This window comes from Mesorhizobium sp. RCAM 05104, from assembly GCF_059683645.1.
The window spans coordinates 5,166,621-5,180,930 of record NZ_CM185033.1; the positions used below are offsets into that span (position 1 = coordinate 5,166,621).

A 14,310-nucleotide genomic window follows, 5' to 3' on the forward strand; every position below is an offset into this window, starting at 1 on the left:
TCAGCGGGCCTGTTTCCTGAGAAGTGCCGCTCCGAGGCCGAGCAACACGGGGATGGCGATGAGGAGTGGCAAAAACGCGCTGGAAAGGTCGTCAAAGCCGAGTGCCTTCGAGAAGGCGCCACGCGAGATGATGACAAAATAGGTCATCGGATAGATCTGGCCAATGAAGGCACCCACGCCCTGGAGCGACGAGACCGGATCGATCATGCCCGAATATTGCGAGGCCGGGATCATCGTGATCAGCGCCGTTCCGAAGATCGCCGCGATCTGGCTGCTCATGAAGGTCGAGAGCAGCAGCCCCATTCCCGTCGTGACGATGACATAGAGAAACGCGGCGGCGGCGAAGGTTGCAAAACTGCCGGTGAACGGCACGCCAAAGATGAAGACGGCAAAGGCTGTCAGCAGCAGGAAGTTCAGCATCGCGAGCACGACATAGGGAATCTGCTTGCCGAGCAGGAACTCGAACCGCGTGACCGGCGTGACGTAGAAATTGATGATCGAGCCGAGTTCCTTTTCGCGCACGACGCTCAGCACGGCCAGCATGGACGGTATCAACAGGAGAAGCATCGGGATCACTGCCGGAACAATAGCATCGAGGCTCCGGACATCGGGGTTGTAGCGGTAGCGGATCGCCAGCTGAAAATCGCTGACCGTGGCCGCGTCGCCATAGATTTCGCGTGCCTTCTGGGCAAGCCAGCCTGCGTGCATGCCCTGCACGTAACCGCGCACGGTCTCGGCACGCGTAGGCATGGCGCCGTCGATCCACGCGCCGATGGCAACGTTGCGGCCGCGCGCCAGGTCGCGACCAAAGCCGGGCGGAATCTCGATCGCCAGGCTGAGCTCGCCGTCTCCCATGCGTCGGTCAAGATCGGCGTAGTCCGAGATAGGCGCCTTTTCGGTGAAATATCGCGAGCCGGCGATTTGCTGCACGTAGTCGCGGCTGATTGCCGTATCGTCGTGATCGAGGACGGCGAAGGTCATATTCTCCACGTCCATGTTGATGCCGTACCCCACGACGAGCATCAGGATGAGCGTGCCGACGATGGCGAGCGTGGCGCGGATCGGATCGTGCACGAGTTCGAGCGCCTCGCGCCGCGTATAGGCGAACATACGGCGGGGATCGAAGACGCGATTGCCACGCTTTTCCCGCGAATGCCTAGTCCACCCTTGCGGCGCGCCGGTGGCGTGTGCCGGTTCAGTCCCGGTATCTGGCGGTGCGGTCTCCGTCGCGGCGGCCGCGCTTTCCAGATAGCGGATGAAAGCCTCTTCAAGCGTCGGCGCCGCGCGATTCTGGACGATCATTGCCGGCGTATCGGTGACAAGAACCCTGCCGGCATGCATCAACGAAACACGGTCGCAACGTTCCGCCTCGTTCATGAAGTGCGTCGAGACGAAGATCGTCACGTTCTGCTTGCGCGATAGCTCGGACAGGATCTGCCAGAACCCGTCGCGGGCGACCGGGTCCACGCCGGATGTCGGCTCGTCGAGGATCAGGATATCGGGGGAGTGGATCATCGCCACGGCAAGCGACAGGCGCTGCCGGATTCCGAGCGGCAGGGCATCGGGAAGCGCGTCCACATGGCCGGCGAGATCGAAGCGCTGCGCCATCTCCGCGATCCTTTGCGGGATGGCGTCTGGAGCCAGGCCGAAGAGCCGGGCATGAAGCTCGAGGTTCTGACGGACCGTCAGCTCGGAATAGAGCGAGAATCCCTGCGACATGTAGCCGACGCGCCGCCGAACTTCGATGTCGTTCGGGTCTATCTCGCGTCCGAAGAGCCGGGCCTTGCCTTCGCTGGCCTGAAGCAGACCGGTCAGCATCTTCATGGTGGTCGTCTTGCCGCAGCCATTCGAGCCCAGGAAGCCGAAGATCTCGCCACGCTCGATACGGAAACTCACGTCGTCGACGGCGGTGAAATCGCCGAACCGCATGGTGAGATGTTCCGCCTCGATGGCAGTTTCGCCATCGGTGCCCGCGGATCGGGGCGGGATCACCACCTGCTGATGGCCGTCCCGCCTTTCCCGCGGAAGGAGTGCGATAAAGGCCTCGTCGAGGTCAGGCGCGCCAGTCCGCTCAAGCAGCTCCGACGGCGATCCAGAGGCCAGCACGCGGCCCCCGTCCATTGCGACCAGCCAGTCGAATCGGGCGGCTTCCTCCATGTAGGCGGTTGCAACAATGACGCTCATTCCAGTGCGACCGCGGCGGATCTGGTCAATCAGCTCCCAGAACTGGCGACGCGACAAAGGATCGACACCGGTCGTTGGCTCGTCCAGGATGAGGAGGTCGGGATCATGGATAAGGGCGCAGCAGAGGCCGAGCTTCTGCTTCATGCCACCGGAAAGCTTGCCTGCCTGCCGGGCAGCGAAGGGCGCCAGCCCCGTGCTCTCCAGAAGCTCGCCGATGCGGCGCTCCCGCTCATCCCGATCGTGCCCGAACAAGCGGCCGAAGAAGTCGATGTTGTCGAAGACGGACAGCGTCGGATAGAGGTTCTTGCCGAGGCCTTGCGGCATATAAGCAATCCTCGGGTACGTGGTCTGTCGATGGCGGACGTCGGCCATGTTGCCGCCAAGCACCGCGATGCTCCCTTGCTGTATTGCCCGCGCTCCCGCGATCAAGGAAAGCAGGCTGGACTTGCCGACGCCGTCGGGCCCGATCAGGCCAACCATGCAGCCGGCAGGTATGTCCAATGTGATGCCGTCGAGCGCCCGGGTCCTGCCATAGGAATGGCCAACTCCCTCCAGCCGTGCGACCAGCTGTGAAGGAGGACTTGCGGTGGCGCCCGGCCACGCGCTCATTGAGCGAGCTTTCCCTGGAGCTTGGCCGGCCACGGAACCTGCGGATCCAACCGGATATAGGCCACGCCCGGCAAGCCGGTCTTCACCTGCTGGATGTACTTACGCAGCAGGTCCGGTGAAATCTGCGCCTTGATCCGGAACATCAGCTTCAGGCGCTCTTCCTCGGTCTCGACCGTCTTTGGCGTGAACTGGGCGACATCAGCGACGTAGATGGCCTTGGCAGGGATCACATATTGCGGGGCGGCGTCGAGCACGAGGCGGACCTCCGTGCCGATCGCCACACGGCCTGCCTGCGCCGTCGGCAGGAAGAAGGTCATGTAGACGTCGCCGAGATCGACGAGATTGAGCACGCGCCCACCGGCGGACAGGACTTCTCCAGGCTCCGCCACCCGGTACTGTACCCGTCCGTCGCGCGGAGACTTGAGCGTGGAATCGTCGATGTCGGCGTCGATGCTCTCGATCGCGGCCTGGGCCGCGTCGACGGCCGCCTTGGCGTCGATGACCTGAGCCTTTGCCGCGTTGATGGCGGCATCGCTTGCGGCTTGCTGAGCTTGTGCCGCCGCCACCGCAGCCTTTGCCCCCTGCGCGGTTGCCCGGTCGTTGTCGAGAACCTGCTGGGAAATGGTGTTGTTGGTGGCAAGCTGCTCGGTGCGCACCAGCGTGCGCTCGGCGGCATCCAATTGGGCTTCGCGCTGCGCGACGACCGCGGCCGCGGCCGTTCTTTCGGCTTCTCGCTGCGTTACCAGGCTATTGGCGGTCTCCACGCCGATCACAGCGCGTTGCAACTGCGCTTCGGCCTGACGGCGCTGGGCCTCCAGCTGCACCGTGTCCATGCGGGCAAGCACTTCGCCAGCTTTGACGAAATCGCCTTCATCGACAAGGATGTCCTTGATCCGGCCCGCCGCTTTCGTCGACACGTCGATCTCGACCGCTTCTATGCGGCCATTCCCGCTCGCGATGCCTTCCGGCAGATCGCCATCCTTGGATTTCTGCCATGCGTAGTAACCACCCGCGCCAAGAACGATCAGAAGGCCGGCGATCAGCCATGTCCGCCGAGAGTTCATCACCGCAGGACTCCCGTAGCACCTGCCGGCTTCGGAAAAACTCTTCCCGGATTCGGGGCCTGTTCCTCGACAAGGGCGCGCGCGATCTCGTTCCCCAGCCATCGCCGCAGTTGGGGCGAAGCGGATCTGATTTGTTCAGGGCTTGATGTGATATCGACCATGGCGAGGGACTCCGCTTGGGGTGGCTGATTTTCACGAAGCCAAAACAGAGAGCCGCCGCGACGGCCTTGATCCGCGTCAATCGTGGGGGGCCTGAACTGCCTGGGCGCGGACATCGTTCGCCGCGGCGCTTCGATGTTGCCTCAAGCCGGCCGATTTGAGCCATATCAAAGGCTCGCGGCCGATAAGGCCTAACTGTGGGTCTTCGACGGCGCCACGCACTCGTTGCCGTCGATCCAATCAAGGTTTGACCCGTGAAATTGCAGGCGTTTCTCCCTCTTGTCACATACCCTGACAGCAACTCGGATGCGATCGCATCCAACGCGACGGCGATTGCGGCATATTTGGGCGCTGAACTTCATGCCGAAGTTATCAGCGCCCATATCTCAAACGCCTCGACCGTCATGTCGCGGCTACTGCCCAAATTGCCGGAGCTCATCCGCGAGGCCGAAGCGGCGAGCCGCCGGCGCGGCGAGCACCTGCTTGAGAAGATTCGTGAAGAAGCCGCGAAGAAACCGGTGAAGCTGACGACTGGCGTGTCGTCGGCCGCGCTGTTGCTGACTGGCGAAGCCGCGGCGATGGAGGCACGGTATTACGATATCTCGCTGCACGGATGGGAAACCGGCAACTCGACTTCACGGGCGACGGCGGAAGCCGTCATGTTCGGTTCCGGCCGTCCCGCCATCCTCTTGCCGGAGGCACTGACCATCGGAACGATCGGTCATGTTGCCATCGCCTGGGATGGGAGCCGCGTTGCGGCGCGCGCGGTCGCGGACGCAAAGCCCTTCCTTGAAAGGGCGTCCAGGATCACCGTGTTCACCATCGTCGACGAGAAGCCGCTTACGGAAGAAGATGGCGCCGAGCGCCTGGCCGGGGGGCTCAGGAGGAGAGGGCTGGCCGCCGAAGCGGCCGCCATCGACATTGAAGACCGCCCGGTCGGGATCGGCCTGCAGGTGCAGGCGCTTGAGCGCGGGGCCAATCTGTTGGTGATGGGCGGTTATGGCCATTCTGTCATTCGCGACTTCGTGTTGGGTGGGGCAACCGAGGATGTGCTCGATGATCTCAGGCTGCCGGTGCTCTTCTCACACTGAACCGAGCGTGCTGACGCGTTGTTCATGGTCGTTTGTCGGTTTCCGTGGTCGATACATTGGCCTGCCCGCCGACGGCAGCTCCGCCGTGAGGCATGGAAGTTGCCCCTTTGTTGGGAAACCCGGTAGGCTCGCTTACCTGCGAGACGGCGAGAGATGCCAAAGCTGAGACAGATGTCCGACATGAAACAGATACCCGACAGGAAGCAATTGAGATTGCTCGGTGTCCTGGCCGCGACGGCGATCTGCCTGTATGTCTGCTACCTGCTGGCTCTGCCGTTCTTGCCCGCACTGACCTGGGCGCTCGTGCTGGCAATCGTCCTTTATCCGGCCCATCGATGGGTCGAGGGACGGCTCGGAAATCGAACCCTGGCCGCACTCATATCAGTAAGCGTTGCGGCGGTCGCCGTGGGCTTGCCGCTGGTCTTCGTAGCGCAGCAGATTGTTCGAGAGGCGATAAACGGAGCCACCTATCTCGAGGGGGTCATTCGTGGTTGGAACGCGGATGGCTTCGTGTCGAACTATCCCACGCTTTCGGCCATTGTCGTGTGGATCGAGGACCGGCTCGATCCGGCCGGATCGGTCGCCGCGTTCGCACAATGGCTGACGGGACAAAGCACGTCGCTGTTGCGCGGTTCGATCAATCAGGTCGTGATGTTTGTCCTGACATTCTACCTGTTGTTCTATTTTCTGCGGGATCGCCAACAGGCCCTTCGAGGCGTCGAGAGCCTCTCACCCCTGGACGCGCCGGAGACGGCCTATATCTTGTCCCGCTTTGCCGAAACCGTACATGCGACCCTTCTCGGCACTGTGTTCGTCGCCGCCGTGCAGGGGACTCTGGGCGGCCTGATGTTCTGGTGGCTCGGCTTGCCCACTCCGGTCTTCTGGGGCTTGGTGATGGGACTTCTGGCCATCGTGCCTGTACTGGGCGCGTTCGTGATCTGGGTGCCGGCGGCTATCTATCTCGCGCTGGAGGGGGCTTGGGCCAGCGCCGTGACACTGGCCCTGTGGGGCGGCGTCATCGTCGCCGGCATCGACAATCTGCTCTATCCGATGCTTGTCGGGAACCGGTTGCGGCTCCACACGGTGGTAGCCTTCATTGGCGCGGTCGGCGGCGTCGTCCTGTTCGGAGCATCCGGGCTCGTCCTCGGCCCCGCGGCAATAGCCGTCGCCAGCAGCCTCATCGACATCCTCAAGAAGCGATTGAACGACCAACCCAAGACCGGGTCGGTCTCAGGAGGCGACACAGAGCTATCGCATCAGGCTGGAGCCGACTGAGCGCCCGTTGCATCCCAAGCTGCATGGAAGCCGATGCGTGGGCGATGGCTTCACGGTTCTCGGAGCGGCGGAAGGAAAGGCCCTCGCTTGGAAGCAAGGCCTCGACGCGTTTTTTTATCCGGCGTACTGGCGAGGAACTTGTCCAGATAGGCCCCGTCTTCGGGCCTGCCCACGCAGGGTCGAAACAGATCGTTCGGCAGTCGCGCATGCCAGCCGTGGCGGCGCTTGATCGATGTCAATGACACCTGCTCTGTACGGCGCGAGACGTAAGCTCTGACCTGCCGGGAAAGACGTCGAGCGCCATGCGGCACATCAAGATTGCATTCTGGGGCCTGCTGGCATTGCTGAGCGTTCTATGGCTGGCTGCCGAACCTTCGGTATTCCAACCGGAGAGTTTCATGGCTCTTCGCGGTGCAATGGTCCAGTACAGCGGTGTCATCGCCATGGGCGTGATGAGCGTCGCGATGGTCCTGGCGCTGCGTCCGCGCTGGCCGGAACGGTGGTTCGGCGGGTTGGACAAGATGTACCGCTTGCACAAGTGGCTCGGCATCGCGGCATTGGTTGGCTCCGTGGTGCACTGGCTCTGGAGCCAGGGGCCGAAATGGGCGGTCGGGTGGGGCTGGCTGGAGCGTCCGGCACGCGGCGAAAGGCCAGCCGTCGAAAACCCGGTCGAGGCGTTCTTCATGAGCTTGCGCGGTTCCGCGGAAGGGCTGGGCGAATGGGTATTTTATGCCGCCGTGCTGCTGATCGCCTTGGCGCTGATCAAGTATTTTCCCTACCGGCTCTTCTACAAGACACACCGCCTTCTCGCTGTCGCCTATCTTGTTCTGGTTTTCCACGCGGTCGTGCTGACCGAGTTCAGCTACTGGACCTCGCCGATTGGCGTGGTGATGGCGCTGCTCCTGGCGGCGGGCACCTATGCGGCGGCGATCGTGTTGCTTCGTCGCGTCGGTGCCAGCCGGAAGGTTCAGGGCAGGATCGCCTCGCTTCACTACTATCCTGGCGTACGAGCTCTCGAGACCGAGATCGAGGTGCCGCACGGATGGCCCGGCCACAGGCCCGGTCAGTTCGCCTTCGCGACATCGGACAGTTCCGAAGGCGCGCACCCCTACACCATCGCCTCGGGCTGGAACGACAAGGATCGCAGGATCACCTTTGTTACCAAGGAACTGGGAGACCACACCAGCCGGTTGCGCGAAAAGCTGCACATCGGGCAAGCTGTAAAGATCGAGGGGCCATATGGCTGTTTCGACTTCGACAACGGCCAGCCCCGACAAATCTGGATCGGTGGCGGCATCGGCATCACGCCGTTCATTGCCGGCATGAAGCACATCGCGCTGGAGCGGCATGCGAAGCCGGATCGGCCCTCACTGGCGATCGACCTGTTTCATACGACCGCCGACTATGACGAGACAGCCATCGCCAAGCTGAAAGCAGACGCCGAGGCCGCGAACATCAGCCTGCATGTCCTGGTCGACACTCGCGACGGGCTCCTGACTGGCGACCGCATCCGGGCCGAAGTGCCGGAATGGCACGCGGCCAGCATCTGGTTCTGCGGTCCCACGGGCTTCGGCGAGGCCCTGCGCAAGGATTTTGCCGCGCACGGGTTGCCCGTGGAGGAACGGTTTCATCAGGAACTGTTCGCCATGAGATAAGGGTGATCGCAAGCTTCTCTCCAGTCCGGCAGAAGCGGTATTCTTGACGGTCTGTCGGGGAGGAGGGGCTGTTCGCATACCGCATGAACTCACGACCATCCGTCGGTGACCTGACCGCCGCAGGGACGCATTTTTGCGGTGGATCAAAGCCCGACTCGTCCATGGCGGCTAGGAATGTTGCGAACGGTGGCCGTTTGGCCCTGCGGCAACGGAGGCGAAATCCAATGAAGCTTATGGCAACCCTCTGTCTGGCGACCTATCCAGATGCGAACTCCCCGGCCATTGCCGCGAACTCGGTTGCCGTCGTGAAGCAGCTTGACGCGACGCTTCATGCAATCGCCGTCAACGTCGATATTCCCGACGTCTCGAACGCGTTGTCACGCTATTTGCTCGATCTCCCTAGCAAGATCCGGGAGGTCGAGGCGACCAGCCGCAACAATGGCAAGACCTTGCTGGAGGCCGTGGCCAAGGAGGCCTCACAAGGCGCGGTGGCCCTGACCACGCAAGAGATCGCGGCGGCGCCGGCCCTGATGGGCGATGTTGCCGCAAACCAGTGCCGCTACTTCGATCTCTGTCTTGTCGGCCTGGCAGCTGACAATCCGGCGGCGCGCATGACCGCCGAGGCCATACTGTTCGGTGCCGGCCGGCCGACGCTCCTTCTTCCCGACGCAACGGATGTCGGTGTGCTTGGCCATGTCGTCATCGCCTGGGACGGCAGCCGCGTGGCGGCAAGGGCCGTCGCCGACGCACGGCCGTTCCTGGAGCGGGCCTCGAGGGTAACCATCGTCAGCGCGACCGACGAAAAGCCGCTGCCTGGAAAGGATATCGGCGAACGCCTTGCCGAGGGCCTGAGGATGCGCGGGCTGACGGTCGATGCCGCGTCGATCCAGGCTGGCGATCGTTCGATCGGCGTCGCTCTCCAGGAGCATGCTCTCAAGATCGGCGGCAAGCTGCTCGTCATGGGTGGATATGGCCATTCGCGGGTCAGGGACTTCGTGCTCGGCGGCGCAACGGAGGGTGTCCTAGCCGACCTGCGCCTGCCTGTCCTGCTGTCGCATTAGGGATCGGTGGCATGAATCCCATTCTACGCTGCCACGGCGCCGCCCACGGCGTTACCGGCTCTTGCTATGAGATCGAAACGCCGCGCGCGCGGATTCTCATCGACTGCGGCCTCTTCCAGGGGTCGAAGTCCGAGCGGGCATTGAACTATGGCGCGTTCCCGTTCCCGCCGGAGGCGGTTGACGCCGTCATCCTGACGCATGCGCATATCGACCACAGCGGACTTCTGCCGAAGCTGGTCAAGCAGGGTTTTTCTGGTCCGATCCATACGACCAGGGCCACGATCGACCTTTGCTCGGTCATGCTGCCGGATGCCGCCCATATCCAGGAGACGGAGGTGGAACATCTGAACCGTCGCAACGCGCAGCGCGGGCTGCCGCAGGTCGAGCCGATCTACAGGCTCCAGGATGCCGCCGCATGCATGACCTTGTTCCGGGCCCTGGAATATGGCGAATGGACCGCTGTCGCCGAGGGCCTTCGCGCCCGCTTCTGGAACGCCGGCCATCTGCTCGGTTCCGCCTCGGTCGAGCTTGAGATCGATCTCGATCCTCAGGACACACCGATGCGCCTGTTGTTTTCAGGCGATATTGGACCCGGGCACAAGCTGCTGCAAACCGATCCGGAGGGTCCGGCTGGTGTCGACTATCTCGTCTGCAGAATCGACCTATGGCGACCGGGACCGCCCGGATGTCTCGCCGGAACAGCGGCGATCCATGCTCGGCGACGTGGTGCGCGGCGCTGCCGAGGCGAGCGGCCCCCTTATCGTTCCCTCCTTCGCCGTCGAGCGGACACAGGAACTGCTGGTGGACCTCTACCAGCTCATGAAGTCAGGAGAGGTGCCCACAGCCTCGATCTTCGTCGACTCGCCGCTGGCGACCCGGGCCAGCGCGATATTCGAGCGGCATGCCGACGACATCGAACAGGGCGACGTGCTGCGTCAGGCTCTCGGTTCACCCCAACTGCGCTTCACCGAAACCGTCGAACAAAGCAAGGCGATCAACCGCCTGACCGGCTTCTTCGTGGTGATCGCCGCCAGCGGCATGTGCGACGCGGGGCGCATTCGTCATCATCTCAAGGCAAACCTGTGGCGCAGGAACGCCACGGTGATGATGGCCGGGTACCAGGCCCAGGGGTCGCTTGGCAGGATCCTGCTCGACGGCGCGCGGCGCGTGCGCATTCAGGGCGAGGAGGTCGAGGTCAAGGCGCGTATCAGCCTGTTCGACCTTTATTCCGGCCACGCCGACGCCGGCGAACTGGTCGCTTGGGTCAAGGCCCGAAGTCCGGTGAAGCAGGCGGTGTTCCTGACGCATGGCGAGGAAGCTGGACTCGGTGGCCTGCGCGCAGGGCTCGCAGGCTTGATCCCCGACGACAGGATCATCACGCCGAGGCTGGACGATGCTTTCCAATTGACACCCGGAGGCTGTTTGCCGATCGACGTCAATGAGCCGCGCCGCCTGAAGCCGGAGAAGATTGCCCGCCTTGACTGGCACAATGATCTCTCAAAGCTTCTCCTCGACGTCACCGAGGTGGTCAATGCCGCGGCCGACGACCGAGGGCGCGCCGCCGTCATCAGACGAATGCGGCGCGCGCTTGAAACCGACGGTCCGTAGAGGCTGCTCGAACATGAACCGATTGGCGCGCGAGATCATCGGCCTCAGTCGCGGCCTAGAAGCTTGGCGCTGGCAAGCCAGAAGGGTGGCAAGCAGAGCGGGACGGCGGACAGCAGCAGGATATCCTCCTTCACCATGATGCCGATCCGCTCGGCGACAAACCGGCGGCGCGCCTCGAACCGCTTCGCCAGCGCCGGATGACGCCGTGTGATTTCGGCACGCAGACCGGCATCGGCGAAGGTCACCGCGTCCTCGCAATTGAGCGTCCATCCATCGGGCATCGGCACGGGTATGATGTCGACCTGGAACGGCATGCCGGAGACGATGCGTTCGGTCGAACCGGGACGGATCGGCGAGTTCATCCACTCGTCGAGACCGACGAGATGGCCGGGATTGAGGGCTGGGCGCAACTTGCCACGTGCCAGGGTCGAAATCACCGCCTCATGGATCGCGCCGCCCTCGGCACCAATGCCAGCCGTCTCGTACCAGGCGATCAGGCCGCGGAAATAGGCCTTGGCCACCTCCAGGAATGTGTCGTCATGCTCGGCGATCAGGCCGCCTCGGGCGGTCAGCCCGCCCCAGTAGCCGACCGCCGTGGTGGCGCCGTCACCACGCTTAGGCACCCGGGCCGTAGGACTGCGCAAGCCCATCACCTGGCCGGATGCATCATTGGTCGCAAGCATCGGATGGCAGCTCATCGGCTCGCCGGCATAACCCATGCGCGAGGCCGCCATCATCTCGGTGTCGCCGAGCGTGAATCCGCTCAGGATACGCCACACGGCCATTGAAGAGCGGGCCGCACCCCATTCGGCCTCGGCGATTTGATCGGCATCGACGACGGCGCGCAGCCCGTCGGTCTGGTGCATCAGTACCGGCGTCGCGTCGGTGATCGACGACGCGGGCACGATCGAAGCGATCGCGTCGACGATGAAGGCCGGCACGAGGAAGGTCGGTCGCTGCGCGGACCATTCTTGCCTCTCGAGATATTTCCAGCCCACCAGGCCGACACTGTCGCCCGACGCGATGCCAGCCTCGCGCAGCACGGCCACGAGGTCCGGCTTCTGCATGCGGTCCTGCGCCATCAGGCTCAGGGACTGCGCCAGCATGGTGATGATCCCAGGCAGTCCGGCGATAGGCGTATAGCCGAGATTCTCGTTGCCGGTGACGACGATGCGCTGGCCCGATTTGCCGAGCAGCAGGATTGCCTCCTCGAAACGCGGCTCGAAACCGGTCAGGAAGGCGATATTGGCGGCATGCTCGCGATCGGCATAGACGGCGAGCCAGTCCGTGCCGGCGCGCTCAAGCGCCTTGACGCAACGTGCCTCGTAAGTCGCGGCCGGAATGGCGGGACGCTCGACAGGGATGCCGAAGTCGGGGATGTCGACGGTGCGAAGGCTGATGGTCATCATGTCGCTCGATCTGTCAGGGAATGCGGATTTCGGCCGAAGCCGACAGTCAACTTGAGTATGCCGGCGACGGATGCCGTCCTATTCATCGGCAAGAAAGCCGATGCTCGCGGGCAGCACGCTGCAGGTGACCTTGCCACCGGCGGCGATGTCGCGAGCCGCCGTCGAGGATGCCAGGACCAGGAGTTCCTGGCCGTCCGGGGTGGATACGGTCACGCGCTCGGACGAGCCGACGAAGGACACGTCGGCGACAACAGCGGGAAAGGCGATGGCCCCAGGCCGCGGCTCGCCAATGGCGATGTCTTCCGGCCGCATCCAGACCGTGAGCACCGATCGGCCATGCCGTGACGCATCGTATCCCGCGGGCATCGGCGCCCGGCTCCCGAACAGCTCGATCCCGCCATCAACAGCACGCGCCGAAACGATGTTGTTGCCGCCGAGGAAGCCCGCGACGAAGCGCGAGGCGGGCGCGCGGTAGATGTCGCGCGGGGTGCCGACCTGGACGATTGCGCCATTATGGAAGACGGCTATGCGGTCCGACATGGCATAGGCTTCCTCCTGGTCATGGGTAACATAGACGAAAGTCACGCCGGTTTGCCGATGCAACCGCTTGAGTTCGCGTTGCATGGTGTCGCGCAACGTACGGTCGAGCGCCGACAGCGGTTCGTCGAGCAGCAGTATCTTCGGCCCGAAGGCCAGCGCGCGGCCGATCGCCACGCGCTGCTGCTGACCGCCCGACAGTTCGCGCGGCTTGCGCGCGGCCAGCGTGTCGAGGCCTACAAGGGTCAGGATCTCTTCCACCCTCGCGGCGATCCTGGCCTTGTCCCATTTGCGGACCCGCAAGGGGAAGGCGATGTTGTCCGCGACGTTCAGGTGGGGAAACAGCGCATAGCCCTGAAAGACCAGCCCGAAATTCCTCTCCTCCGGGTCGACGCGCGTGATGTCGACGCCATCCAGCAGGATGGCGCCTTCGTCCGGCTTGGTGAACCCGGCGACCGACATCAGCAGCGTCGTCTTGCCCGACCCCGAAGGGCCGAGCAGGGTCACGAACTCCCCCGCCTCGATCGACAGGTCGATACCGTCGAGCGCGACGGCGGAGCCGTAGGTCTTGCGGAGGTTCCGGACGTCGAGAAAGGACATTCAGATCGGATCCCGGGCGAGTGGACCCGTCGAGCAGTGAATGCCACCCCCGTTCAGCTCGATGCATTCATAGTCCAGCGTCAAGATCTCGATGCCGGCGGCATCGAGCCGGTCAGCCAATCGCGGCGAGCGTGTGGCGTGCATGACGACCCTTCCGGGGGCGATCGCCAGGCAGTTCAAAGAGAAGGCGTTGTCCTCCGGCGGCAACTCGATCAGCTTCATGCCGCGCTTGTTCAGATAGTCGATGAAGACATAGGGCAACTCGTTGATGTTGATGATCGCCGTCTCCCGGTCGATCATCATGAAGCTGCCGTCAATGTGGATGCGATAGCCGGGCATCGGCACCTTGATCAGCTCGACGCCCAGACTGTTGAGGATCATCTCGACCTGTCGCACGCCCTCGGCGTTGCAGGCGACGGAGACGGAACAGACGGCCGTCTTGTCGTCGAGGAGCGCGAACCCGCCGCCTTCGAACACCGCCTCGCCATGCAGCGTGCCGAGGATCGGGCAGCCGGCCTTGGCTAGCGCTTGGGTGACCATCAATTCCTCGCCGCGGCGCGCGCGGCGGGCAAGCCGGGTGACGATCGCGCCGCCCTTCACGCCGATGACGCTGTCGCGGCAGAAGGTCGACTTGAGGGCGCCGGGCGCAGCCTTCTCGGTGAGAATGACGTCGACGCCCTCGGACCGCAACAGCTTGGTGAAGGCATCATGGGCGGCCTGCATTGCGGCGAGATCCGGCGGCGTCTTGCCCATGAAGTACCAGCCCTTTTCCGGATCGCCGAAGCCGCCGATCTCGGGCATCGGCTTGTTCTTGTCGACGACATTGATCTCGTCGCCCGGCCGGTGCATCAGCACGGCGCGCAGCTTGCCGACATCATTGCTGCAACCCCAGGGGCGCCCCCAGACGCGGGTCTGCTCTTCCGGGTCGTGGAAAGCCGGCGTTGGGACGGAACCGAAGGTCTGGAAGAACTTGGCCTCGCGGTATTCGTGCTCGCTCATTGCGGCGCTGTGGGCAGTCATGTGTTCGATTTCCTTTCTGAAACAAGCGAAGCTGTTGA

General features: G+C 63.7%; 9 protein-coding genes and 1 pseudogene. 5 read left to right on the forward strand and 5 right to left on the reverse strand.

All coding sequences use genetic code 11. From position 1 onward, the window contains the following. Both rbbA and AC56QP_RS25315 read right to left on the reverse strand, forming a co-directional pair. Window positions 1-2,793 carry a ribosome-associated ATPase/putative transporter RbbA gene (gene rbbA / locus AC56QP_RS25310; protein WP_489862987.1) on the reverse strand — a complete coding sequence of 931 codons (2,793 nt, stop codon included), beginning with the start codon at window positions 2,791-2,793 and terminating at the stop codon, window positions 1-3. After that, window positions 2,790-3,857: an HlyD family secretion protein gene (locus AC56QP_RS25315; protein ID WP_489862986.1), complete on the reverse strand. Its 1,068-nt coding sequence runs from the start codon at window positions 3,855-3,857 to the stop codon at window positions 2,790-2,792. The genes rbbA and AC56QP_RS25315 overlap by 4 nt, the downstream gene beginning before the upstream one ends. Before the next feature lie 413 nt (window positions 3,858-4,270). On the opposite strand from AC56QP_RS25315, the gene AC56QP_RS25320 reads away from it, so the two are divergent. The 5 genes and pseudogenes from AC56QP_RS25320 (at window position 4,271) to AC56QP_RS25340 (ending at window position 10,706) form a co-directional block, all read left to right on the forward strand. Next, on the forward strand, window positions 4,271-5,107 hold the full coding sequence (locus AC56QP_RS25320; RefSeq protein WP_497103682.1) for a universal stress protein: 837 nt from the start codon (window positions 4,271-4,273) through the stop codon (window positions 5,105-5,107). 171 nt (window positions 5,108-5,278) lie between these two features. Further along, window positions 5,279-6,382: an AI-2E family transporter gene (locus tag AC56QP_RS25325; protein ID WP_497108996.1), complete on the forward strand. Its 1,104-nt coding sequence runs from the start codon at window positions 5,279-5,281 to the stop codon at window positions 6,380-6,382. A gap of 302 nt (window positions 6,383-6,684) precedes the next feature. Beyond that, complete coding sequence (locus AC56QP_RS25330; RefSeq protein WP_489862982.1) at window positions 6,685-8,037, forward strand: ferredoxin reductase family protein; 1,353 nt, start codon at window positions 6,685-6,687, stop codon at window positions 8,035-8,037. A 224-nt stretch (window positions 8,038-8,261) separates the two neighbouring features. Continuing rightward, window positions 8,262-9,098, forward strand: coding sequence for a universal stress protein (locus AC56QP_RS25335; RefSeq protein ID WP_489862981.1), 837 nt, complete (start codon window positions 8,262-8,264; stop codon window positions 9,096-9,098). 11 nt (window positions 9,099-9,109) lie between these two features. Next, window positions 9,110-10,706, forward strand: a pseudogene (locus AC56QP_RS25340) (MBL fold metallo-hydrolase). 44 nt (window positions 10,707-10,750) lie between these two features. On the opposite strand, the gene AC56QP_RS25345 reads toward AC56QP_RS25340, so the two are convergent. The 3 genes from AC56QP_RS25345 to AC56QP_RS25355 all read right to left on the reverse strand — a co-directional run bounded on the left by AC56QP_RS25345 (window position 10,751) and on the right by AC56QP_RS25355 (window position 14,272). Next, window positions 10,751-12,112, reverse strand: coding sequence for a Xaa-Pro aminopeptidase (locus tag AC56QP_RS25345; RefSeq protein ID WP_489862979.1), 1,362 nt, complete (start codon window positions 12,110-12,112; stop codon window positions 10,751-10,753). Between the two features lie 81 nt (window positions 12,113-12,193). Next, a complete protein-coding gene (locus tag AC56QP_RS25350) occupies window positions 12,194-13,252 on the reverse strand; it encodes an ABC transporter ATP-binding protein (protein ID WP_489862978.1) in 1,059 nt (352 codons plus the stop codon). Then, window positions 13,253-14,272 carry a dimethylarginine dimethylaminohydrolase family protein gene (locus tag AC56QP_RS25355; protein ID WP_489862977.1) on the reverse strand — a complete coding sequence of 340 codons (1,020 nt, stop codon included), beginning with the start codon at window positions 14,270-14,272 and terminating at the stop codon, window positions 13,253-13,255. It abuts the gene before it with no gap. Window positions 14,273-14,310: the final 38 nt, after the last annotated feature.